The organism is Streptomyces tendae, assembly GCF_014650435.1.
GTDB lineage: Bacteria > Actinomycetota > Actinomycetes > Streptomycetales > Streptomycetaceae > Streptomyces > Streptomyces tendae.
Genome location: NZ_BMUY01000004.1, coordinates 123,737 through 144,588 on the forward strand (window position 1 = coordinate 123,737; position 20,852 = coordinate 144,588).

General features: G+C 72.0%; 17 protein-coding genes and 1 pseudogene. 8 read left to right on the forward strand and 10 right to left on the reverse strand.

Annotation, left to right across the window (positions count from 1 at the left end):
- Positions 1–50 precede the first annotated feature (50 nt).
- The 4 genes from IE258_RS12660 to IE258_RS12675 all read right to left on the reverse strand — a co-directional run bounded on the left by IE258_RS12660 (position 51) and on the right by IE258_RS12675 (position 2,892).
- Positions 51–308 carry a helix-turn-helix domain-containing protein gene (locus IE258_RS12660; RefSeq protein ID WP_159323545.1) on the reverse strand — a complete coding sequence of 86 codons (258 nt, stop codon included), beginning with the start codon at positions 306–308 and terminating at the stop codon, positions 51–53.
- Entirely contained in the window at positions 308–799 is a 492-nt protein-coding gene (locus IE258_RS12665) for a DUF2975 domain-containing protein (RefSeq protein ID WP_189742861.1), read from the reverse strand. Before IE258_RS12665 ends, IE258_RS12660 begins: the two co-directional genes overlap by 1 nt.
- 73 nt (positions 800–872) lie before the next feature.
- Positions 873–2,018, reverse strand: a complete 1,146-nt coding sequence (locus IE258_RS12670; protein ID WP_189742863.1) for an FAD-dependent oxidoreductase — start codon at positions 2,016–2,018, stop codon at positions 873–875.
- A 166-nt stretch (positions 2,019–2,184) separates the two neighbouring features.
- A complete protein-coding gene (locus IE258_RS12675; protein ID WP_159323548.1) occupies positions 2,185–2,892 on the reverse strand; it encodes a TetR/AcrR family transcriptional regulator in 708 nt (235 codons plus the stop codon).
- A 158-nt stretch (positions 2,893–3,050) separates the two neighbouring features.
- On the opposite strand from IE258_RS12675, the gene IE258_RS12680 reads away from it, so the two are divergent.
- Positions 3,051–4,511: a sensor histidine kinase gene (locus IE258_RS12680; RefSeq protein ID WP_189742865.1), complete on the forward strand. Its 1,461-nt coding sequence runs from the start codon at positions 3,051–3,053 to the stop codon at positions 4,509–4,511.
- A gap of 7 nt (positions 4,512–4,518) precedes the next feature.
- Complete coding sequence (locus IE258_RS41190; RefSeq protein WP_229892085.1) at positions 4,519–5,199, forward strand: response regulator; 681 nt, start codon at positions 4,519–4,521, stop codon at positions 5,197–5,199.
- On the opposite strand, the pseudogene IE258_RS41905 reads toward IE258_RS41190, so the two are convergent.
- Positions 5,197–5,880, reverse strand: a pseudogene (locus IE258_RS41905) (phosphatase PAP2 family protein); the annotation flags it as partial. The gene IE258_RS41190 and the pseudogene IE258_RS41905 overlap by 3 nt on opposite strands.
- A 143-nt stretch (positions 5,881–6,023) precedes the next feature.
- On the opposite strand from IE258_RS41905, the gene IE258_RS12690 reads away from it, so the two are divergent.
- From IE258_RS12690 to IE258_RS12700, 3 genes are all read left to right on the forward strand, one after another.
- A complete protein-coding gene (locus tag IE258_RS12690) occupies positions 6,024–6,596 on the forward strand; it encodes a GNAT family N-acetyltransferase (protein ID WP_189742869.1) in 573 nt (190 codons plus the stop codon).
- 177 nt (positions 6,597–6,773) lie between these two features.
- Positions 6,774–7,229 (forward strand): SRPBCC family protein, encoded by a 456-nt coding sequence (locus IE258_RS12695; protein WP_189742871.1) that lies wholly within the window; start codon positions 6,774–6,776, stop codon positions 7,227–7,229.
- Between the two features lie 95 nt (positions 7,230–7,324).
- Positions 7,325–10,468: a discoidin domain-containing protein gene (locus tag IE258_RS12700; protein ID WP_189742873.1), complete on the forward strand. Its 3,144-nt coding sequence runs from the start codon at positions 7,325–7,327 to the stop codon at positions 10,466–10,468.
- A 25-nt stretch (positions 10,469–10,493) separates the two neighbouring features.
- Here IE258_RS12700 and IE258_RS12705 read toward each other — a convergent pair whose 3' ends face one another.
- The 4 genes from IE258_RS12705 to IE258_RS12720 all read right to left on the reverse strand — a co-directional run bounded on the left by IE258_RS12705 (position 10,494) and on the right by IE258_RS12720 (position 14,930).
- Complete coding sequence (locus tag IE258_RS12705; protein WP_189742875.1) at positions 10,494–11,090, reverse strand: hypothetical protein; 597 nt, start codon at positions 11,088–11,090, stop codon at positions 10,494–10,496.
- A gap of 58 nt (positions 11,091–11,148) precedes the next feature.
- Entirely contained in the window at positions 11,149–11,541 is a 393-nt protein-coding gene (locus tag IE258_RS12710; protein WP_229892086.1) for an AbrB/MazE/SpoVT family DNA-binding domain-containing protein, read from the reverse strand.
- Positions 11,542–11,682: 141 nt separating this feature from the next.
- A complete protein-coding gene (locus IE258_RS12715) occupies positions 11,683–13,107 on the reverse strand; it encodes a glucose-6-phosphate dehydrogenase (protein WP_189742877.1) in 1,425 nt (474 codons plus the stop codon).
- Complete coding sequence (locus IE258_RS12720; RefSeq protein ID WP_189742879.1) at positions 13,104–14,930, reverse strand: glycoside hydrolase family 15 protein; 1,827 nt, start codon at positions 14,928–14,930, stop codon at positions 13,104–13,106. Before IE258_RS12720 ends, IE258_RS12715 begins: the two co-directional genes overlap by 4 nt.
- Before the next feature lie 225 nt (positions 14,931–15,155).
- Here IE258_RS12720 and IE258_RS12725 point away from each other — a divergent pair, with 225 nt between their 5' ends.
- Genes IE258_RS12725 through IE258_RS12735 form a run of 3 tightly spaced genes read left to right on the forward strand, consistent with a single transcriptional unit; the run spans position 15,156 to position 18,405 of the window.
- Positions 15,156–15,614, forward strand: coding sequence for a universal stress protein (locus IE258_RS12725; RefSeq protein WP_189742881.1), 459 nt, complete (start codon positions 15,156–15,158; stop codon positions 15,612–15,614).
- Between the two features lie 9 nt (positions 15,615–15,623).
- Positions 15,624–17,414: an IlvD/Edd family dehydratase gene (locus IE258_RS12730; protein WP_189742883.1), complete on the forward strand. Its 1,791-nt coding sequence runs from the start codon at positions 15,624–15,626 to the stop codon at positions 17,412–17,414.
- The gene (locus IE258_RS12735; protein ID WP_189742885.1) at positions 17,401–18,405 is read left to right on the forward strand and encodes a C-terminal binding protein; all 1,005 of its coding nucleotides are present in this window, start codon (positions 17,401–17,403) and stop codon (positions 18,403–18,405) included. The genes IE258_RS12730 and IE258_RS12735 overlap by 14 nt, the downstream gene beginning before the upstream one ends.
- A gap of 183 nt (positions 18,406–18,588) precedes the next feature.
- On the opposite strand, the gene IE258_RS12740 is transcribed toward IE258_RS12735, so the two are convergent.
- Positions 18,589–20,478 carry a right-handed parallel beta-helix repeat-containing protein gene (locus tag IE258_RS12740; protein ID WP_189742887.1) on the reverse strand — a complete coding sequence of 630 codons (1,890 nt, stop codon included), beginning with the start codon at positions 20,476–20,478 and terminating at the stop codon, positions 18,589–18,591.
- Positions 20,479–20,852: the final 374 nt, after the last annotated feature.

The window sequence follows — 20,852 nt, forward strand, 5'->3', positions numbered from 1 at the left end:
CCCTCCGGCCGAGCACGTCCGCCCCTCGCCGCTGTCGAGCCGGGCGGCGACTACGAGCCCGGACCGGCTGACGCCGTACCGGAGTCGACGGTCTCCGCCGGTGTTCCGGTCTCCCAGCGCAGGAGGTCCCCGGGCTGGCACTCCAGTACCTCGCACAGAGCCGCGAGCGTGGTGAACCGCACCGCCTTGGCGCGGCCGTTCTTGAGCACGGCCAGGTTGGCGGGGGTGATGCCGACCCGGTCCGCGAGCTCGCCCACGGACATCTTCCGCCTGGCCAGCATCACGTCGATGTCCACGACGATCGGCATCAGATCACCTCGGCCAGCTCGGCCCGCATCCGCGACGCCTCCACGTCCCGCGCGACGGCCTGGGCGAGCAGCATCCGCAGCACCAGGACGACGAGCGCCACCCCGAAGACGGCCAGCGCGGTTCCGCACAGCAGGAGCACGATGCCCGGAGCGACGGCCTCGCCGGGGGCCAGGACGACCCCGAGCGCGAACACCAGCAGGGAGGCGGACAGGAACGCACCGATCATCAGGTGCACGTGGCGGAACGCGGCCAGGGAGAACACGGTGCCGCGTCGCACCATCGTCACCAGCCGCCACACACAGACCAGGACGACCTGGGCCGCCACCACGCCGAGGACCACGATCGTGAGGATCGGGACGAGTCGGCCGGAGAGGGCGCTGTCCCCTACGTCGACGGCCAGCAGAACCGCCATCACCGTCTGCACGAACACCGAGCCGGCGAGCAGTGCCACGAGCACGGCGCGCAGCGCGAGCACGGTCAGTTTTCCCATCGCCACTCCTTCGATCGAACCACGATGGGAATCTATCGTTTTTCGATAGGTCAGGCAAGGTGTGGCCGCTTGTTCACGCGGTCGCCGTCGGGCCGGAGGTGAAGAAGCCGATCATCTGCTCCAGGCCGTCCTCGCCGAACATGGTGTCCAGGCTGGCGGCGGATTCGACGGCGGACGCCTCGCTGCGCGGGAAGAGCGCCGCCTCGTACCCGGCGAGCGCGGCCTCCGTGTCGCCGGGGTGGGCGGCAAGGGCGAGGGCGAGTTCGGCACCGTCGTACATGGCGAGATTGGCACCCTCGCCCGCGAAGGGGGACATCAGGTGGGCGGCGTCGCCGAGCAGGGTGACGCCGGGCGTCCGCTCCCAGCGGTGGCCGACGGGCAGGGCGTGGATACGGCGCGGGGTGATGGTCTCCGCGTGGGCGACCAGGCCGCGCAGGTCCTCGTCCCAGCCCTCGAAGTGGGCGAGGACCGCGGCCTTGGCGGCGGCGCGGTCGGTGAAGTCGATGGTGTCGAGCCACCCCTCGTCCGCCTTGAGCGCGGTGTAGACATGGAGGCTGCCATCGGTCTCGCGGTGGGCGAGGAAGCCGCGCCGGTCACCGAGGCAGATGAAGAAGCCGCCGCCGACGAGGGTCGCGCCACGCGGATGGCGGGTGTCGGCCTCGTGGAGGTCGGTCTCCACGAAGGAGATGCCCGTGTAGGCGGGCTCTGCGTCCGAGAGCAGCGGCCTGATGCGGGACCATGCGCCGTCGGCACCGACGAGGAGGTCGGTGGTGATGGCGGAGCCGTCGGCGAAGGCGACCTCGTACCGGCCGTCGCCCAGCGGCCGGGCACCGGTGGCCTTGCGACGCCAGCGGACCGTGCCGTCGGGCAGGGAGTTCAGCAGCAGGTCCCGCAGGTCACCGCGGTCGACCTCGGGGCGGCCACCGTCACCCTCGTCCTCCATGGCCACGTGGACGGTGCCGTCGGGGCCGACCACCCGCATCGCCTGGCCGCCCTCGTGGATGATCTTCCGGAACTCGTCGTAGATGCCTGCGGCGCGGATCGCCTGCTGGCCGTTCTCCTCGTGGATGTCGAGCATGCCGCCCTGTATGCGGGCCTGCGGGCCCGCCTCCAGGTCGAAGACCGCGGCCTCGATCCCGTTGACGTGCAGGACTCGGGCGGCGGTGAGGCCGCCGAGGCCGCCGCCGATGATCGCGACGGGGTGGTGTTCGTTGCTCATGGTGGGCCTCCGGAGGGTGCGAGAGGGGTGCAAGGGGGCAGGTCCTCGCCCTGTCTCGAGCTTAACGAACATGTTCGTAGCGAACAAGTTCGTAGCGCCTCGCGAGCCACGGGTCCAGCCGGTCGGTCGACCGGCCGGCCTGTCTGCATGGTGTGTCCGGCGGCCCTCAGCCGGCCGTGCCCTGCGCCGGGCCGGGGACGGGCGTGCGGGTGATGCCGTTGACCAGGACGTCGAAGGACCAGCGCATGCGGTCGTGCGCGGAGCCGCCGATCAGGTCGGGCATGTGAGAGCTGATCGCGGGGTGGGTGGTCTCGTCCGCGGCGCGCAGGGCCCGGACGGTGGAGTTCCAGTCGTCGACGGACGCCGGGTCGTGCTCGTGGGACCCTTGCTCGGCGGCGGTGGCGGTGGCGTCCTGCAAGAGCTTGTCCACGCCCCAGGCGACCTGTGCCCGAGGGGCTCCGCTGCCGGAGAGCAGCTCGAGGATCCGTTCCACCAGCCGCAGGTAGTTCTCGCCGCTGGGGCGGGCGACCAGGGCGGACCGGGCGAGCTGAGGGTGCGCGAACAGGACGAGGGTGTACGACGTCAGTACGGCGCGCAGTTGCTCGCGCCAGTCGCCCTCGGCGCCCGCACCGGTGAGGTCGACCTCGCCCAGCAGCGCGTCCAGTACGGCCGCGTGCAGCTCGGCGGTGTTGGCCACGTAGACGTAGAGCGAGGCGGGACCGGTGTCCAGCTCCTGCGCCAGGCGGCGCATGGTGACCTTCTGCAGGCCCTCCGCACGCATGACCGCCACCGCCGTGTCCACGATCCACCGCCGGGACAGTGCGGGCTTCGCCGGGCGCTCCCGGCGGCTGACCGGGTCTCTTCTCTCTGACATGGACCCGATCGTAACGAACACGTTCGTCCGGTGGACGGGCCGTGTGGTCCGCCGGCAGGGCCGACGCCGCCGGCCGGTGTGCGCACCGGGGCGGGGCGGGCGCGGATTGGACTTTCGGCAGTGGTGGGACGGCGCCCGAGGTCCGTACCGTCGCCTCCGTGGAGAGCACAACGATCAACAGCGTGACCGCACCGGCGATCGGCACCGTCGTCACGCGGTGGACACGAGATCCCGGGACCCTGCTCACCGCGGCCACCGCGCTGACCGCCGGGCTGAGCGCGACGAATTTGTGGTGGTCGGTCCCGACCGCCGTCACCGCGTTCCTGGCGGGGCGGCGGCCCGGGCGGACGGCTCCGACTGCGCTCGCCCTGGTCGCGATTCTCGCGGCCTCGGTGACCGCCCTGTCCGTCGTTCCCGCGTGGCTCCCGTTGGCCGGCCGGTTCGTGACCGTGGTGGTCGCCGCCACCATGCTGCCCTGGTTCGCGGGCCGGTTCTGGTGCCAGTACCGGCAGCTCGTCCGGGCCGGGTGGGAGCGTGCCGACCAACTGCAGCGCGAGCAACGGCTGATCGCCGACCAGGCCCGCTCGCGCGAGCGGGCGCGCATCGCGCAGGACATGCACGACGTACTCGGTCACAACCTCAGCCTGATCGCGCTGGCCGCCGGAGCCCTGAAGCTGGCTCCGGACCTCGCGGAACACCACCAGCGGGCGGCGGCGGACATCCGCGCGCGAGCGGCGGCGGCGGTGGACCGCCTCGGCGAGGTGATCGGTGTCCTGCGGGAGGAGACCGGCACCACCGCGCTCGACGCCGACGGCTCAAGTCTCACCAGGCTGACCACCGAGGCGTCCGCGGCCGGGCTCGCCGTGGAACTGCGCGTCGACGGCGAGGCGGACGACCTGCCCCCGGTGGTCGAGCGGGCCGCGCACCGGGTGGTGCAGGAGGCCCTCACCAACGTGGCCAAACACGCCCGGGGGGCATGGGCGACCGTCCGCGTGACCCATGCGGCGACGGAAACAGAGGTCGTCGTGGAGAACGGCCCGCCGTCGGAGGGGGCAGACAGGCACCCCCGGCCCGGCGGTGGCGGACACGGCCTGATCGGCCTCGAAGAACGTGTGCGGTTGACCGGCGGTTCGTTCGACCACGGACCGCGCGACGGAGGCTACGCGGTCGTCGCGCGCATCCCCCACGCGCCCTCGCCGCCGGCGCAGCCGCCGCCCGCACCCCCGGGCCCCCGCGCCGGCACGCTGCCGCAGGAACACCGCCGCGCCCGGCGACGCCTCGGACGGACCCTGGTCGCCGCGGTGATGGTGCCCCTGGTGACGGGAGCCCTGCTGAGCGGAGCGCTCATGGTCTGGGAGACGATGTCGGCGTCACGGTCGGTCCTGGACCCCCGCGACTACGCCCGCCTGGAGGTGGGGCAACCTCGGTCCGAGGTGCGGCGTCTCCTTCCGGAGCGGCAGACCGACCACCACCAGCCGACCGACGAGCCGACGGGAGAAGGCACCACGTGCGAGTACTACGCGATGACCGCCGACCGGTTCGACGACCGGTCCGGCGACGCCTACCGGCTCTGCTTCCGCCGGGGCACCCTGGTGTCGCTGGACACGGTCACCTCGTGAGCGCGCGATGATCCGGGTGCTGATCGCCGACGACGAGCCGATGATCCGTGCCGGGGTGCGCGCCGTCCTCGCCACCGATCCGGACATCGACGTCGTCGCGGAGGCCGCCGACGGGCACGACGCCGTGGAACTGGTCCGACGGCATCGCCCCGCGGTGGCCGTACTCGACATCCGCATGCCGGGCGTCAACGGCATCGACGCCGCCGCGGAGATCCGCGCCACCGTGCCGGAGACGAGCGTGATCATGCTGACGACCTTCGGCGAGGACGACTACATCCTCGAGGCGCTCGGCGGCGGTGCGGCGGGCTTCCTGATCAAGTCGGGCGAACCCGAGGAACTGGTCGCCGGAGTCCGCGCGGTGGCCGAGGGCGCCGCCTACCTGTCACCGAAGGTCGCGGCCCGGGTCGTCGCGCACCTCGCCGCCACGGGCGCCGGCGCCCTGGCCGGCCGGCGCTCCGCCGCCCGCCGGCGGGTCGCGGAACTCACCGCCCGGGAGGGTGAGGTCCTGGCCCTGCTCGGCGGCGGCCTGTCCAACGGACAGATCGCCCGGCGACTCCATGTGGTGGAGGGGACGGTCAAGGCCCACGTGAGTTCCATCCTGGCGAGGCTGGGCGTCGACAACCGTGCCGCTGCCGCGGTCGTGGCCCACGAGGCCGGCATCATCACGCCCCGGCCCTCCCCACCGTGAGGCCGCCCGCCGGGCGAGGGGCAGCAACGCCAGGAGCACCGCGGCCACCACGGCCCCGCCCAGCGCCGCGCCGGCGAGCACGTCGTGCGGGTAGTGCACCCCCACCAGTACGCGCAGCAGCGCGGCGGCCCCGGCCAGCGGCAGCGTGACCACGCCGAGCCGGGGGCGCAGCACCGCGAGGCCGACCGCCAGAGCGGCGGCCAGGGTGGCGTGGTTGCTCGGGAACGACCAGTCCCCCACCCCCGGGCACTCGGCGACCGCCTCGACCCCGGCGCCGAGCGCTCGGCACGGACGCTCCTCGTCCACCACGAGCTTCACCGCCTCACTCACCGCGTAGGCCGCGACGGTGCCCAGCCCGGTCAGTACGGTTCCGGCGACCGCTCGTGCGTCCTTGCGGCGGACCGCCGTCCACCACACCGCGAGCAGCATCACCCCCAGGATCACGAGCGTGCCCTCGGTGGCCGCCTCCAGGACGGCCCCCATCCACGACGGTGCGTCCGCCAACGCCCCCGTCACCGACCGATATCCGGACGCCGAAGCCCCACCGGTCACCTCGACGGCACCGGCCTCGCCCAGCCCGCCGGGGGACAGCCACGCGACCGCCCCCGCTCCCACACCCAGGACGGCCGGCACGCCGAGCAGCCGTCCGGCCCGGGTCTTCTTTCGCGGTTCTCGTTCCATGATCCGAACGTAGGAGCGGGTGCCGTCCGGAACCCGAGCCGAACGGCAACACCGGCCCTTGACGATCGTCAGGGTTGACAGCCGTACGCCCACGACGTGCGGAACCCGATGGGCGGTGGGTCAGGGGGTGTTAGCCTCCGCGCATGTCAGATCTGGGTTCCCTCGCCTGGCCTCCCGCGCCGATCAGGACCGCGAGACTCGTGCTCCGTGCCCCCGAGGCCCGGGACCGTGCGGCGTTCGTCGAGCTGCTGGCGTCGCCGGAGGCGCACACCTATCTCGGCGGCCCCCGGCCGCGTGCGGAGCTCGAGCGCGAGCTGCCCGCGACACCCGAACGGTGGCCCGGCAGTTTCGTCGTCGATCTCGACGGGGCGATGATCGGCCAGATCCTGCTCAGGCGGAACACGGAACACCTTCGCCCGGCCGCCGTGGGGAAGGTCGATCTCGGCTATCTGTTCCTGCCGCGGGCGTGGGGACGCGGGTACGCCGCCGAGGCGTGCGCGGCGGCACTCGACTGGCTCGACGGCGCCCTGCCCGGCGAGCCGGTGGTGCTCGCCACCCAGACCGCCAACGCCGGCTCGATGCGCCTCGCGGCGAAGCTGGGGTTCACCGAGGTCGAGCGGTTCCGGGCCTGGGACGCCGAACAGTGGCTGGGCCGGCGGCGCGGACCGCACGAAGCGCACTCGGCCGGTGAGTCGACGCAGACCCAACACCGGTGAGGGAGTCCGAGGCGTAGGGCTGAAGCCGGAGTCTGCCGAGGGGACTCGGCAGCGGAACGCCACGGCCCGTGCCTGCGGTGTTCCTCCGGACGGCCCCATGTCCCGGCGCGTTCCCCGGGACCGCCGGGTCACCGGGCTAGTGTCGGCGCTCCGTCGTTCTTGGGGAGCGTGTTCAGCATGGCCCGTAACCGTCGCCTGATCCTCAGTACCCCGTCCGAGGTCTGGAGCCTGCTGTCCGACGGACACCGCTACGGGGAGTGGGTGACCGGCACCCAGCGGGTGCTCGCCGCGGACCCGCACTGGCCGCAGGTGGGCGCCCGGCTGCGGGTCAGGGTCGGGGTGGGCCCGCTGGTCCTCGACGACACCTGCGTCGTACGCGTCTGCGAACCCGAGCGCCGCCTGGAACTGGAGGCCAAGGCCGACCCGTTCGGCGCGGCCCGCATCGCCATGAAGCTGATGCCCTGGGGTGAGGCCACGCTCTTCGTCCTCGACTGGCACGCGCTGCGGGGCCCCGGCATCCGGATGCACGGGCTGCCCGTGGACTACCTCGTCGAGGTCCGCAACGGCATGATGCTGACCAAACTGGCCAGGATCGCCGTCCGGGAGCACGACTGGGCACCGCAGCGGGGCTGAGGGGACCTGCCCGGTCCACACCCATTGACACGCCACTCCGGGGCGTCCGAGGATGACCCCGCTGACAACGTTGTCGTCTGGTGAAGAGGACCATCATGGGCCCCATTTCCGTCCCCCTCGGCCGCAGACCCCTGCTGCGGCTCCTCGGCGCGACCGGCGCCGCGGCCGCCCTCCAACCCGCGCTGGGGTCCCCTTCGGTCGCCGCCTCCCCCGCCCCCGGCTCCGGTTCCCCCCGGGCCGTCGACCCACCGGACGACGTCGCCGCCACGTACCATCGCGTGCTGCTGCGCCACACCCGCTGGTCCGAGACGCAGTGGGACGAGGCCAAGGGGGCGTACACCGACCGGAACTTCGGGTTCGCCGTCGTCCTCGGCCATGCCGTGCTGCTGACGCACGGGACCTTCGACGAGGAAGCGGCGGGCATCGACCGGGAGACACTCAGGAGCCGCACCCTGGCGACCCTGCGCCACTTCGCCGCCTCCAACCGGCTCACGGGCGGCACCCAGTGGGGCCGCACGCTGTTCTTCGACACCACCTTCCAGTCGTACTTCATCCTCGCGGCGCACCTGTTGTGGGACGACCTCGACGCCGGCACCCGCTCGGCGGTGGACACCATCACCCGCGAACAGGCGGCGTACACGCACTCCTTGGGCACGGGCGACGATCCGTACTCCGGCGACTGGACCCCGAACGGCCTCAAGGGCGGGTACGTCGGCGACACCAAGCTGGAGGAGATGGGGCTCTACGCGCAGACCCTCGCTCCGGCGCTGGCCTGGGCACCGGACGACCGGCGCCGCTCCGAGTGGGCGACCGACTACGGCACCTGGTCGCGCAACGAGGGCGGCCTGCCGCCCGCCGACCTGGCCAACCCCGCACGGGTGGACGGGGTTCCGGTCTCGCGCAACACCGCGCACAACGTGTACGACACCTTCATCGTCGAGAACCACGGCTCGTTCGGGCCGCACTACCAGGAGGAGATGTGGCGCACCTCGGGGCGTAACGCGGCGCACTTCCTCGCGGCGGGGCGGCCGCTGCCCGAGGTCCTGACCCGGCAGCCCAACGCGGAGCCGCTGTGGCGGACGCTGCTGGGCGTCATGTCGGACGCGGGCGAGCCGCTGATGCCGATGGTGGACGACCGCGAGCACCTGTACGGCAGGGACGTCATACCGCTGGCCTTCCTCTCCCGGGTCGCGGGAGACCGGGCGGCGGCCCGCGCCGAGGCCGAACTGGCCGCGCGGCTGGAGGCGTACCAGGCGTACCCGCCGGAGTACCGGCTGGCGAAGTTCTCGGGCGAGCCGAAGTACGAGCCCGAGGCGCGGGCCGAACTCGCCATCAGCTATCTGCTGCACGTGTGGCCGGACGCGGGGCCGCGGGTGCGTCCCATGTCGCGGGAGGAGTTGTTCGCCCACGCGTCGGGCGTCACGGATTTCGGGACCGGTCCCGGACTGGTGTCCCACCAGTCCCCCGCGGCCTGGGCGGGCGCGGTGACGAAGCCGGGGTTCGTGAAGTTCGCCTGGCAGCCGGCGCACGACGACTGGCTGTTCCGGCTCGGCGGCGACACCCCGATGTTCCTGCCCTCGACCGCCGCGGCGGTCACCGGCAGGACGGTGCGCGTGCACACCGCGCTCCGGGACGGTTTCGACGGCAGCGCCACGGTGCTGCGGCTGGGCGAGGACCTCGCCGGATACGCGACGCTCCCGACGGGCGGGGTCGTCTACGCGTGCGAGGGGCCGGTCGCGGCCGGGTCGCGGCTGGAGGTGCACAACCTGACCATGCCGGGTGTGGCGGGCCTCGACGGCAGCCGCACCTACCGGTTCGCGGAGGGTTCGGCCACGGTGCGCGCGCAGGACGCCACGTCCGCTGCCGCGGGGCGGGTCGACGAACTGACCTTTCCCCGGGCGACGGTGCGGCACCTGCGCATGCTGGGTGTCCAGCCCGATCCGACGTACGGGTACTCGCTGTACGCGGTCGAGGCGCGGGACGGGGCCGAGGGCTCCGACCTCGCGCGAGGCGGCACGGCGACGGCCTCCTCGCAGTCGGCCGGCATGGGGCCGCAGCTGGCCGTGGACGGTGACGGCGCGACCCGCTGGGCCGTCTCCCGCGAGGACCGCAAGCGGGCGGACAGCTGGTGGTCCGTGGATCTGGGCGCCGAGCGTGCGCTGGACCGGGTCACGCTGCGCTGGGAGGCGGCGGCCGGCCGCTCCTACCGGATCCAGGGGTCGCCCGACGGCGCGCAGTGGACCGACCTCGCAACCGGCCCGGCCCCGTCGCTGCGCAGCCGCGGCGGGTGGCTCGACGTCGACGGCCGTGCGGGACTGGTCGTGCGGGGCGGGGACGAGCACACGCTGGCCGTGTACGCCGACACGATCGTCCCGGCCGAGGGGGCGCGGGAACCGGTCGTGATCGAGGGCCACTGCGGGGTGTCCGCCGACGAGTTGCGGGTGCTGGCGGAGAGCGCCGCGCCCCGCGCCGCGGACGGCCGGGTCCGCGCGGCGCGGGCCGACGGGTACCTGGCCCTGTTCAATCTCTCGGCCGACGAGGTGGAGACGCGGGTCGTGGTGCCCCAGCGGGGCGGACACCGAGAGGTCTACGAAGGCGAACAGACGGTGACCCGGGATGGCGTGGACTACCGTGCGCGGCTGGACGCGGCGTCGGCCTCGCTGCTCGCGCCGCGCTTCACCCTCACCGCGCTGTCGGGCCGGGCGCTGCCGTCCGGACTGCGGGTCCGGGTGGCCGACGGGGCGACCCTGATCCTGTCCGGCGCGCACTGCCGACTGCGGATCGAGGCGCAGGGCCGCAGCACCGACGCCACCGTGCGGGGCGAACGCGAGACCCGGGTGACGCTGCGTGGCGCACGGGCCTTCCCGCACCACGACCACGCCCTGGGCCGTAACACCTTCCCGACGAGCCCGCTGCCGCCCGGGATGTCCCGTCCGGACGCCGCCGTGGACGGCGACCCGGACACGGCGTGGCGCCCCGGCCGGGACGGCCGCATGGTGGTCGACCTCGGTGCACCCACCGAGGTGCGCTGGGTGGAGGCGCAGTGGAGGACCGGGGCGGCCCCGGCGGCCCGGGTGGAGTTCAGCACCGACGGGGTGAGCTATCGGCGTGCCGGGACCCTGGACGGCCGCGGACGGGTACGCCGGCTCACCCGTGCGGGGTCGGTTCGGTACGTCGCGGTGACGGTGCAGGGCGCACCGCACGCACACGAAGGGCTGATCAGGCTCTCCGTGGGCTGATGCCCCGCCTGGGGTAGAGGTGCGTTCAGCCCGTGTGCGGCCGGGTCGGCCGCAGGTGTGCGAGTTCGTCCGCGCGGCGGTGGTCCTTCGGACGGCCGAGGGCCCGCCGCATGCGGATCAGGTCGTCGAGTGCGGCGTAGCGGACGGTGAAGCCCGCCGGGTCGCGAGTGGTCTCGGCCCGGGCCAGGCAGGGCGTCACATCCAGCTCGCCCCACCGGAGGGCGGGGGTGCACAGGTCTCCGTCGGCGCCGGTGACCCGGTACCCGACCTGCTCGCGGCCGAGATCCGGCAGCCCGGTGCAGCCGCAGGCGGCGAGGGCGGCACGCAGGGCTCGCACCTCGTCGGGGGTGCCGTCCCACAGCAGGTCCAGGTCCCCGGTCAGTTCGGTGGAGCCGTGCATGATGCCGGCGACCTGGCCGATGACCACCGCCTGCGATCCGGCGTCGTGCAGCGCCCGCAGGAAGGGAAAGGGGTCCAAGCCGAGTGCCCCGTCCGTGGCGTAGGTGCCCCGCACGTCGTCGGCATCCTCCGGGCAGCGCCCCGCGGGGGCGCGGTCTCGCGTCTCCTGCCGGGTCCGGGCGATCGCCCGCCGCAGGCGCAGGGCTGCTGTCGTCTGACTCATGCGCCCATCCAACACCGCCCGGCCCGCTGTGGGTCGAGGCGATGCCTGGCGGCGCGGGCTACGCGCTTTCCAGAGCCTTGATCACGTGGTCGAGTTCTTCCGGCATGACCGCGATCAGGACTTCGCCGTCGGACGACTCGCACTCCACGATCCGGGATCTCGGGTTGAGGGAAACCGCCTCCCGCAATGAGGGCGAGCGCATCCCGGTCCGACGCAGACCGGCAGGCAGGGCCGCTTCCTGCTTGCCGAAGGAAGGCTTCCAGACGAGTGGACCGGCACCGATCAGCACCCGTCCCGCCCGCCAGCGCGAGCCCTGAGCCGGCCACTTGAGCAGGCATGGCACCCCGGTCTGTTCCCCGGCTGCCATCGCGGTCGATCGCCGCTGCCGCTTTTGGCGCATCAGCCATCCGACGAGGGCTGCGGCAACCACACACATCGTCAGTTCGATCACTCGCGCATTGTGACAGGTGGGCCTTCAAAAGCACCTGCCGAGGTGGCCGCGGTGAGGGCGTGCCGGGCCGCGGGCGCTGTTGTGGGGTGACCGGGCCGGGCCGGTAGCGGCGAAGGGGACAAAGGCGGCGGGTGCGGGCGCTCACTCCGGCGGCATGACCGACTCCTCGTGCAGCAGGTCGTCCCGCCGCTCGGGTGTGGCGTGGCGTGGTGGTGGTCCCTGCGAGCCGGCCGGATACTCCTCCAGCGGCACCAGCCCCCTCTCCCAGGCGGACAGGACCGGCTCGACGACACGCCACGCCTCCTCGGCCTCGTCGCCGCGGATGGACAGGGCGGGGTCGCCCCGGAAGACGTCCAACAGCAGACGGCCGTAGGCCGGCAGATCGGGGGCGTCCATGCGGGCGGTCAACGAGAGCTGGGTGAGTGTTTCGGGACGGGACCCCGTCGCGGTCAGATCCATGCTCAGGCTCTCCGGTTCCAGTCCGAAGCGCAGCACGTTGGGACGGACGTCCTGGTCCTGCCCGAACGGCAGGTGCGGAACGGAGCGGAAGCGCACCGCGACCTCCTTGCGGTCCCTGCCGAGGGCCTTGCCGCTGCGCAGCCGGAACCGGGTGCCCGCCCACCGCCAGCTGTCGAGTTCCAGGGTGATCTCGGCAAAGGTCTCGGTCCGGCGCCGCGGGTCGACCCCGGCCTCGTCGGCGTAGGCGGGCACCTCGTGGTCGACGCCCCGTCCGCCCGAGTAGCGGGCGCGGCGGGTGCGCTGTACGACGTCGTAGTCGGTCAGCGGCCGCACCGACCGCAGGACGTCGACCTTGCGGTCGCGCAGGTCCCGCTCGCCGAGGGTGAGCGGGGGTTCCATGGCGACCAGGCACAGCAGTTGCAGCAGGTGGTTCTGCACCATGTCCTTCAGCGCGCCGACCTGGTCGTAGTAGCCTGCCCGCCCTTCCAGGGCGAGGGTCTCGTCCCACACGATCTCGATCTCGGCGATGTGGGTGCTGTTCCAGATCGGTTCGAGCACCCGGTTGGCGAGCCGGCTGCCGAGCACGTTCTGGACGGTCGTCATGGCCAGGAAGTGGTCTACCCGGAAGACGGCGCGCTCCGGCAGGAGTTCGGAGAGCAGCCTGTTGAGTTCCTGTGCGTCGGTGAGGCTCTCCCCGAAGGGCTTCTCCAGGACGATGCGGCTGCCCCGGGGCAGTCCCGCCCGGTGGAGCGCGGTCACCGTCGCGGGGAAGAGCGCCGGCGGGAGGGCGAGGTAGACGGCCACGGGGTCGTCACCGGCGACGGCCGCGGCCACGTCCGCGGGGTCGGTGACGTCGGCCCTGCGGTAGTCGACCGACGCGGTGACGGCTCGCCGGGCGTCAGCCGGGAAGTCGGTCCCGTGACGGGCGAGTTGGTCCTCAGCCCACTCGCGGTACCGTGCGCCGTTCCAGTCCTCCCGGCTGGCGGCGAGCAGGGTGAACCGGTCGTCGAGGTGTCCCGCCGCGTACAGGGCTGCCAGTGCCGGCAGGAGATAGCGGCCCGTGAGGTCGCCCGTCCCTCCGAAGACGACGAGTCGTCGGATGGTCATCGCGCGGCGCTCCTCGCCCGTTCGAGATTGACTCCGCTGGCGATGGTCCCGATATGGCTGAATGCCTGGGGTGCGTTGCCCATGAATACTCCGGTGGTGGGGTCGATCTGCTCCGACAGCAGCCCCAGGGGGCTCGCCCGTGAGCACAGCGAGTCGTACAGTTCCTCGGCCTCGTCGAGGCGGCCCTGGCCGCTCAGGTTGTCCACCATCCAGAAGCTGCACAGGACGAAGGCGCCCTCGTCGCCGGGGAGGCCGTCGGGATGTTCGTCGTGCAGGTAGCGGTAGAGCAGTCCGCCGCCGGCCGACAGGCGTTCGGCGACGGCCCGGGTGGTCGCGACCATGCGCGGGTGGTCGACCGGCAGGACCCGGCGCAGCGGCAGGTTCAGCAGGCTGGCGTCGAGGACGCCGCCGCCGTCCATGTACACGCTGAGTGTCCGTGCGTCCTCGTCCCAGGCCTGTTCCAGGATGAGTTCGCGCAACCGGTCCGCCTCCCGGCGCCATTGGCCGACGTTGCCGGGCAGGCCGTAGCGTTCCGCGATCCGGGCCGCCCGGTCCAGGGCCACCTGGCACAGGCCGACGGAGTAGGTGAACGGACGGCCCTCGCCGCGGATCTCCCACAGCCCCTGGTCCGGCCGGCGCCAGGCGTGGGCGGCCGTGTCGGCGAGCCCGGCCAGACTGGCCCACATGGCGGGCTGTATCTCGCCGCCCCGGCGCAGCCACTGGTCGGCGCAGTCCAGGATCTCGCCGTACACGTCGTGCTGACGCTGATCGGCGGCGCCGTTGCCCCAGCGGACGGGCGAGGAGCCCCGGTATCCCTCCAGCCCGGCGTCCTCGATCTCGTCCGGTACCCGGCCGCCGTCCAGGGTGTACATGATGAGCGGCCGACGGCTGCGCTCGAACGCGTCGAGGACCCAGCCGAGGAAGGCGTCGGCCTCGCCGCCGAAGCCGATGCGGCGCAGCGCGAAGACCGCGAACGCGGCGTCCCGGATCCATGCGTAGCGGTAGTCCCAGTTGCGGACGCCTCCGATGGGCGCGGGCAGCGAAGAGGTGGGGGCGGCGACGAGCGAGCCGTTCGCCCAGTCGTCGCACAGCTTCAGGGTGATCGCGGCCCGCCTGACGAGTGCCTCCTGCGGGCCGGCGTAGTCGCAGTTGCGCATCCACCGCCGCCAGGCGTCCGCCGTCTGGTGGAGCATGGCGTCGGGGTCGAACCGGTGGTGGCGATGGAAGCGTCCCCAGGACAGGACGAGGTCGAGCCGGTCGCCCTGCTCCAGGTCCTGCACGGTCCGCAAGCCGCTCAGAGGGCGATTGGAACGCAGGTGGAGGCGCAGACCCTCGTTGCGGGCGGGCCGTACCTCCAGTCCGCTGTACAGCTGGTGGGCGTCGGCGCCGCCGCGCGGCTCCATCTCCACCTTGAGGCGTACCCGTCCCTCCAGGACCAGTACGGAGCGGACGAGTTCCCCGCGGCCGGACGGCGCGTCGTCGGACAGGTCGGCTCCGGAGCGCAGCGCCAGCGCGTCCGTGACGCGCACCAGTCCGGTGTCACTGCGCAGTTCCGTGTGCAGCACCCCGGTGTCGGGTTCGTACCGTTGCCGGGCCTCGCGCAGGTTCTCGGGCGTCACGGTGAAATGGCCGCCCCGGGCGTGGTCCAGCAGTGCGCAGAAGACGGGGTCGGAGTCGAACCGGGGCAGGCACATCCACGGGATGGTGCCGTCGAGGCCGACGAGCGCCGCGGTGGTGCCGTCCCCGATCAGACCGAGGTCCTCGAGGGGCAGGTAGCCGTCCGGTCGGCGAACCTGCCGGAACGGCGGGTCGGGATCGTACATACCGTTCGCTCCTCAGCAGCCCGCCTGCGCCTGGTGCTCATGATCCAGAGTCACCGAAGCCGGCTCGGCCCGCAAACCAGGCCCGCCGCGTCGGCGGCGTGCGCGGGGCGGGCCCGGTCGCCGAACTGCGCGTACGGCGCGGCCGGGGAATACTGGGAGTGATCCTCCGGCCGGGGACCATCAATGCCCGCAGGCCGTCCGCCAGCGTCGAGCGGAGAAGCGTTCATGGTTGACCAGCGCGAGGAAACGGGCCGCATCGTGGTCGGAGTGGACGGCTCGGACTCGTCGAAACAGGCCGTCCGCTGGGCGGTGCGTCAGGCGGAGATCACACGCGCAGCGGTCGACGCGGTGACCGCGTGGGAGTTCCCGCAGTTCCACGGCGCGCTGGGCTGGCTGCCCCCGTCGAGCAGCGACGAAGCCGCGCTGGAGGCCCGTGCCCGGCAGGAACTCACCCAGACCGTCGACGAGGCGATCGGTTCGCAGCCCGCGGTGGAGGTGCGTGCCGAGGTGCACTACGGCACCCCGGCCGGGGTGCTGCTGAAGGCGGCGCAGGGAGCGTCCCTGCTCGTGGTCGGAAGCCGGGGTCGCGGAGGCTTCGCCGGGCTGCTGCTGGGATCGGTGGCGCAGCACTGCGTTCAGCACGCGCCGTGCCCCGTCCTCGTGGTGCGTGGCGAGGACGGCTGAGGAGCCCGGATGTCACAGACGGACGGAACGCCCCGGGAGCTGCGCAGCCGGGCCTGGTGGGACAACTCGGCCAACCCCGAGATGACCGCCCTGTATCTCGAGCGGTTCCTGAACTACGGCCTGACGGCGGCGGAACTCCAGTCGGGGCGGCCGATCATCGGCATCGCCCAGGCGGGCAACGACCTGGTCCCCTGCAATCGGCACCATCTCGGCCTCGCCGACCGGGTCAAGGACGGGGTCAGGGACGGTGGCGGGATCCCGTTCGAGTTCCCGGTCCATCCGTTGCAGGAGACGGGCAAGCGCCCCACCGCGGCGCTCGACCGCAACCTCGCCTATCTCGGGCTGGTCGAGGTCCTCTACGGATATCCGCTCGACGGCGTGGTCCTGACGACGGGCTGTGACAAGACCACCCCCGCGTGCCTGATGGCGGCGGCGACGGTGAACCTCCCGGCGATCGTCCTGTCCGGCGGTCCCATGCTCAACGGCTACCACAACGGGATGCGGACCGGCTCGGGACTGGTGATCTGGCAGTCGAAGCGACTGCTCGCCAGTGGGGAGATCGACTACGCCGAGTACATGGCGCGCGTCACCGCCTCCGCACCCAGCACCGGGCACTGCAACACGATGGGCACCGCGCTGTCGATGAACAGTCTGGCGGAGGCCCTGGGCATGTCCCTCCCCGGCTGCGCCGCCATCCCGGCCCCGTACGCGGAGCGGGCGCAGATGGCCTACGACACGGGCCGCCGGGCGGTGGACGTGGTGCGTGAGGATCTGACCCCGCGCAAGGTCATGACCCGGCATGCCTTCGAGAACGCGATCGTCGTCGCGTCGGCCATCGCCGCGTCGACCAACGCGCCCATCCACGTCAACGCCATCGCGCGTCATGTGGGGGTGGAGCTGTCCAACGAGGACTGGCAGCGCGTGGGCCGCGACATCCCGGTGCTGGTGAACCTCGCCCCGGCGGGCGAGTACCTCGGCGAGGACTTCCATCGCGCCGGCGGGGTCCCGGCGGTCATGCGGTCGCTGCTGGCGGCGGGGCACCTGCACGGTGACGCGGTGACGGTCTCGGGCGGTACCGTGGCCGAGAACCTGCAGGGCGCCCCGTCCGCCGACCCGGCGGTCATCCGCCCCATCGAGGATCCCGTGACCGCACGGGGCGGACTCCTCGTCATGAGCGGGAACCTGTTCGATTCCGCGATCATGAAGACGTCGGTGATCACCGACGACTTCCGGTCCCGTCGTCTGCCGGGCCCCGACGACACGTCCGTCTTCGAGTTCCGGGCGATCGTCTTCGACGGCCCCGAGGACTACCACGCCCGCATCGAGGACCCGGAACTGGACATCGACCAGGACTGCATCCTCGTCATCCGCTACACGGGGCCGGTCGGATACCCGGGCTCCGCCGAGGTCGTGAACATGGAGCTTCCCGCCTCGCTGAGCCGCCGGGGCCTCACCGCGCTGCCCGCCCTGGGGGACGGTCGCCAGAGCGGTACGTCGGACGCGCCGTCCATCCTCAACGCCAGCCCCGAGGCGGCGGTCGGCGGCAACCTCGCCGTCCTGCGCACCGGTGACCGCATCCGCATCGACCTGGACCGAGCACGTGTCGACGTCCTCCTGCCGGACGAGGAGATCTCCGAGCGGATGGCCCGGCACGAACCTCCGGCGCTGGAGCACCAGACGCCGTGGCAGGAGATCTACCGTGCGACGGTCGGTCAGCTGGACAGCGGCGGCTGCCTCGAGCTCGCCGTCACCTACCAGGACCTCGTCCACACCAAGGGGATTCCGCGTGACTCGCACTGACCCCGGCCGAACGGTTCTGATCGCCGACTCCGACTTCGGCGACGTGGACATCGAACGCGCGATCGTCGAAGGCGCCGGGCTCCGGCTCGTCGCCGCGCAGTGCAAGAGCGAGGACGAGGTGATCGAGGCGGGCAGGGAGGCAGGGGGCATCCTGACCCAGTACGCGCGCGTCGGTTCCCGCGCCGTCGAGGCGCTGCCGCACTGCCGGGTGATCGCCCGCTACGGCACCGGCGTGGACATCGTCGACGTGGACGCCGCGACGCGGCACGGCGTCCAGGTCACGAACGCGCCCAACGACTGGTGCGCCGACGAGGTCGCCGACCATGCCGTGGCGCTGTGGCTCGCGGCGGCTCGCAAGATCTGCCGTTACGACGGGGCCACGCGCCGGGGCGAATGGCACTGGAAGACGGGACGGCCCGTCCACAGGCTCAGGGGGCAGGTGCTGGGCCTGCTGTCCTTCGGCGTCATCGCGCGGCTCGTCGCCGAGCGGGCGAGAGCGTTCGGTGTCGAGGTGTGGGCGCACGACCCGTTCGTCGACGAGTCCGAGATCCGCGCCCGCCAGGTCCGGCCGGTGTCCTTCGACGACCTGGTGGAGGGTGTCGACCACCTGGTGGTCCAGGCACCGCTCACCCCGCAGACGCACCACACCTTCGACCGTGCGACGCTCCGCCGGATGAAGCCGACCGCCCTCCTCGTCAACACGGCACGCGGGCCGATCGTGGCGGACGCGGCACTGTACGAGGCGCTGACCGAGGGGTGGATCGCCGGCGCGGCGTTGGACGACCTCGAGGAGGAACCCGCGAAGCAGCGCGACTGGCAGCCGGGCAACCCCCTCTTCGAACTGCCCAACGTCATCGTCACCCCGCACGCCGCCTATTACTCGGAGGAAGCCATCGGCACCGTCCGCACCGTCGCGGCGGAGGAGGCCGTAAGGGTCCTGACGGGGGAGCCTGCGCGGTACCCCGTCAACGAGCTGAGCGCGGGCGGGTGAACTCGTTCCCCACGTGTTCACGGCCGGTTCGGGTGATCGGCGTCGGCGCCCTCGAAGCGCACCGGGTGCTCGGTGCTCCCGGCACGGGCGGATTCGGGACCGATCGCGCGCACCGCACCCCGGGCAGCGGCGCGTGCGGCACGCTGCCCGGGGGCGTTCGTCGGCCGACCGGTCAGGGACGGCTCACTGGGTGTCCCCGTCGGGCAGCGGGTACGGGAAGTCGGCGGTCACGCCGATCTTGTCGTACTCCATCTTCGACTTGTCGTACCCGTCCTCCCAGTTGGCGTTCTCGACGTCGTTGCACTGGTAGCTCTGGTACGACTGGTCGGTGGTCTTGCCTACCTCGATGTCCTCGAAGGTGAAGCCGCAGCCGCCGGCGTCCATGTGGATGCCCCGGGTGCCGCTGTCGGGCATCGACTCGTCCGGGATCACGTCGCCGATGACCATCTGGCGGACGTGGTTGTCCATCGGGTACGGCTCGACGTTGTTGACGCCGTAGGTGTAGAAGGCGCCCATGTCGCCGCTGTCCAGGCCGGCTTCGTCGATGCGCAGGTACTCGAAGGTGTTGTTGCGGGCGTAGTTGTCCTTGAGGGCCACCTCGGGGCGCACCTCGAGGCTGATGCCGTAGCGGGCGCTGTGCTTGACGTGGCTGTGGCTGACGGTGTTGTTCCCGGTGTTCATCAGCTCGATGCCGGAGGCGTCGCCGGGGTTCAGCTCACCGTAGTGGGTGATGTAGTTGTTGGTCAGCAGGTGGCCGTTGGAGGTGTTTCCCTCGCCCGGGTAGGGGCCCTCGACCTTGATGCCGTCGGCGCCGATGTTCTCCAGCAGGCTGTCGCGGACCGTCAGGTGGTCGTTGGCGGCCAGCGCGTAGACGGCGTGGTAGCCGGTGTCGGAGATCTTCAGCCGGGACAGGGTGACGTCCTTGCTGTTGGTGAGGGTGACGGCGCCGAAGCGGTTGCGCGGCATCTCGATCTGCCGGTCGTACTCCGGGTACTTGTGCACCTCGCCGGAGTCGCCGTCGCTGATCCAGCCGTTGCGGTACCAGTCGACGAAGTCGCTGTACTGCAGGGCGAGTCCGTCCAGGGTGATGCCCTCCACGCGCCGGTCGGGGTCGGCGCCTGACAGGTCGAACAGGGTCTTGACCGTGGGGCGCAGCACGGTGACGTCGTCGATGTCGCCGCGCGGCTTGTAGTACAGCTGGCCCTTCTTGAAGTCCAGGTAGTACTCGCCCGCCTGGTCCAGGAAGTCGAGCGAGTTCTGCAGGAAGTAGCGCGAGCCGCCGCCGGAGTTGTTGAGCGCGTAGCGGGTCCAGTACTTGAGCGTCATCTGGTTCTTGGCGGGGTTCCAGTCCCGGATCGGGACCGTGTCGGTGAACCAGCTCCAGCTGCCGCCGGACCAGACCACCGCCTGGGCGTTGCTGAGGTCCCAGCTCGCGTCCCAGTCACCGGGGTTGGAGTACAGCCACTGGTGGACGGCCTCCTTCTCCGGTTCCGGCAGGGTGGACGTGAGGTACGGGGCCCACTCGTCGTCGGACTTGCGGTTGGGGTAGCGGGCGGTGGTGGCGCGGGTGCCGTCCTCGAAGAGGGTGTAGAAGGGGCTGTCCGTGCCGACGTCGGCGCGGTAGACGCCGTCCTTGTACTCCTCCCAGCCGGTCACCGGCTGGGCGCCCGTCACGCGGGCCTTGCCGGGACCGTCGTAGGAGCGGTAGACGACCTGGTGGCCGCCGCTGCCCGAGTCGCGGTCGTCGAGCTCGACGGTGCGGTTCAGCGGGTAGTCGCCGGCACGCAGGTTGACGTGGATGTCGCAGCGCATCCGGCCGGGTCGGTTCAGGCCCTTGTCGCGGATGTGGTCGCGGGCCTTCTCGATGGTCTTGAACGGCTTGCTCTTGGTCCCCTTGGCCTTGTCGCTGCCGTCGGGGGACACGAACAGCTCGGTGGCCTTGCAGCCGGCGGCCTGGGCGCTCGCGTCGGGCGGGTCCAGGGTCGCGCCGCCGACCAGCAGGGCGCCGGCCGCGAGCAGCAGGGGCAGTCGTCTGGTCCTTCGTCGTACTGGTCGTACCTGTGTAGTGGGCACGAGGTCTCCTTGGCGCGTGGGGTGCGTGATGTCGTGGTCCGGATCCCTGTGGTCCGGCCGGTGGGTTCCGTGCCGTCACGAGCGCTGATGCCGCGCGGGCTCGTGTTCCTGGTCCGGGGGCGTCGGCGTCGTCCAGCGGCTCGCGTCGGCCGCCGACGGGCCCGAAGCCCGCAGGAGGCGGGGCCCGCCCCTGGGGTGCTCGCTCGGGCGGAACACTCGCGCGGCATCGCCGTACATGACTAGTGGGTCACTGATCGAGCAACGATAGTTAATATGTTCATGCCGTGGTGTCGTCAATACACAAGGCTGAACCTGAAATTGATGATGTGAGGGACGACGAACGCGCGACCCCTGAGTCATAAGTCAATGCATTC

Excerpts from the sequence above, each read along its gene's own strand:
- IE258_RS12660 (WP_159323545.1), bottom strand. The coding sequence starts at position 308 with ATGCCGATCGTCGTGGACATCGACGTGATGCTGGCCAGGCGGAAGATG.
- IE258_RS12665 (WP_189742861.1), bottom strand. The coding sequence starts at position 799 with ATGGGAAAACTGACCGTGCTCGCGCTGCGCGCCGTGCTCGTGGCACTG.
- IE258_RS12670 (WP_189742863.1), bottom strand. The coding sequence starts at position 2,018 with ATGAGCAACGAACACCACCCCGTCGCGATCATCGGCGGCGGCCTCGGC.
- IE258_RS12675 (WP_159323548.1), bottom strand. The coding sequence starts at position 2,892 with ATGTCAGAGAGAAGAGACCCGGTCAGCCGCCGGGAGCGCCCGGCGAAG.
- IE258_RS41190 (WP_229892085.1), top strand. The coding sequence starts at position 4,519 with ATGATCCGGGTGCTGATCGCCGACGACGAGCCGATGATCCGTGCCGGG.
- IE258_RS12690 (WP_189742869.1), top strand. The coding sequence starts at position 6,024 with ATGTCAGATCTGGGTTCCCTCGCCTGGCCTCCCGCGCCGATCAGGACC.
- IE258_RS12695 (WP_189742871.1), top strand. The coding sequence starts at position 6,774 with ATGGCCCGTAACCGTCGCCTGATCCTCAGTACCCCGTCCGAGGTCTGG.
- IE258_RS12700 (WP_189742873.1), top strand. The coding sequence starts at position 7,325 with ATGGGCCCCATTTCCGTCCCCCTCGGCCGCAGACCCCTGCTGCGGCTC.
- IE258_RS12705 (WP_189742875.1), bottom strand. The coding sequence starts at position 11,090 with ATGAGTCAGACGACAGCAGCCCTGCGCCTGCGGCGGGCGATCGCCCGG.
- IE258_RS12715 (WP_189742877.1), bottom strand. The coding sequence starts at position 13,107 with ATGACCATCCGACGACTCGTCGTCTTCGGAGGGACGGGCGACCTCACG.
- IE258_RS12720 (WP_189742879.1), bottom strand. The coding sequence starts at position 14,930 with ATGTACGATCCCGACCCGCCGTTCCGGCAGGTTCGCCGACCGGACGGC.
- IE258_RS12725 (WP_189742881.1), top strand. The coding sequence starts at position 15,156 with ATGGTTGACCAGCGCGAGGAAACGGGCCGCATCGTGGTCGGAGTGGAC.
- IE258_RS12730 (WP_189742883.1), top strand. The coding sequence starts at position 15,624 with ATGTCACAGACGGACGGAACGCCCCGGGAGCTGCGCAGCCGGGCCTGG.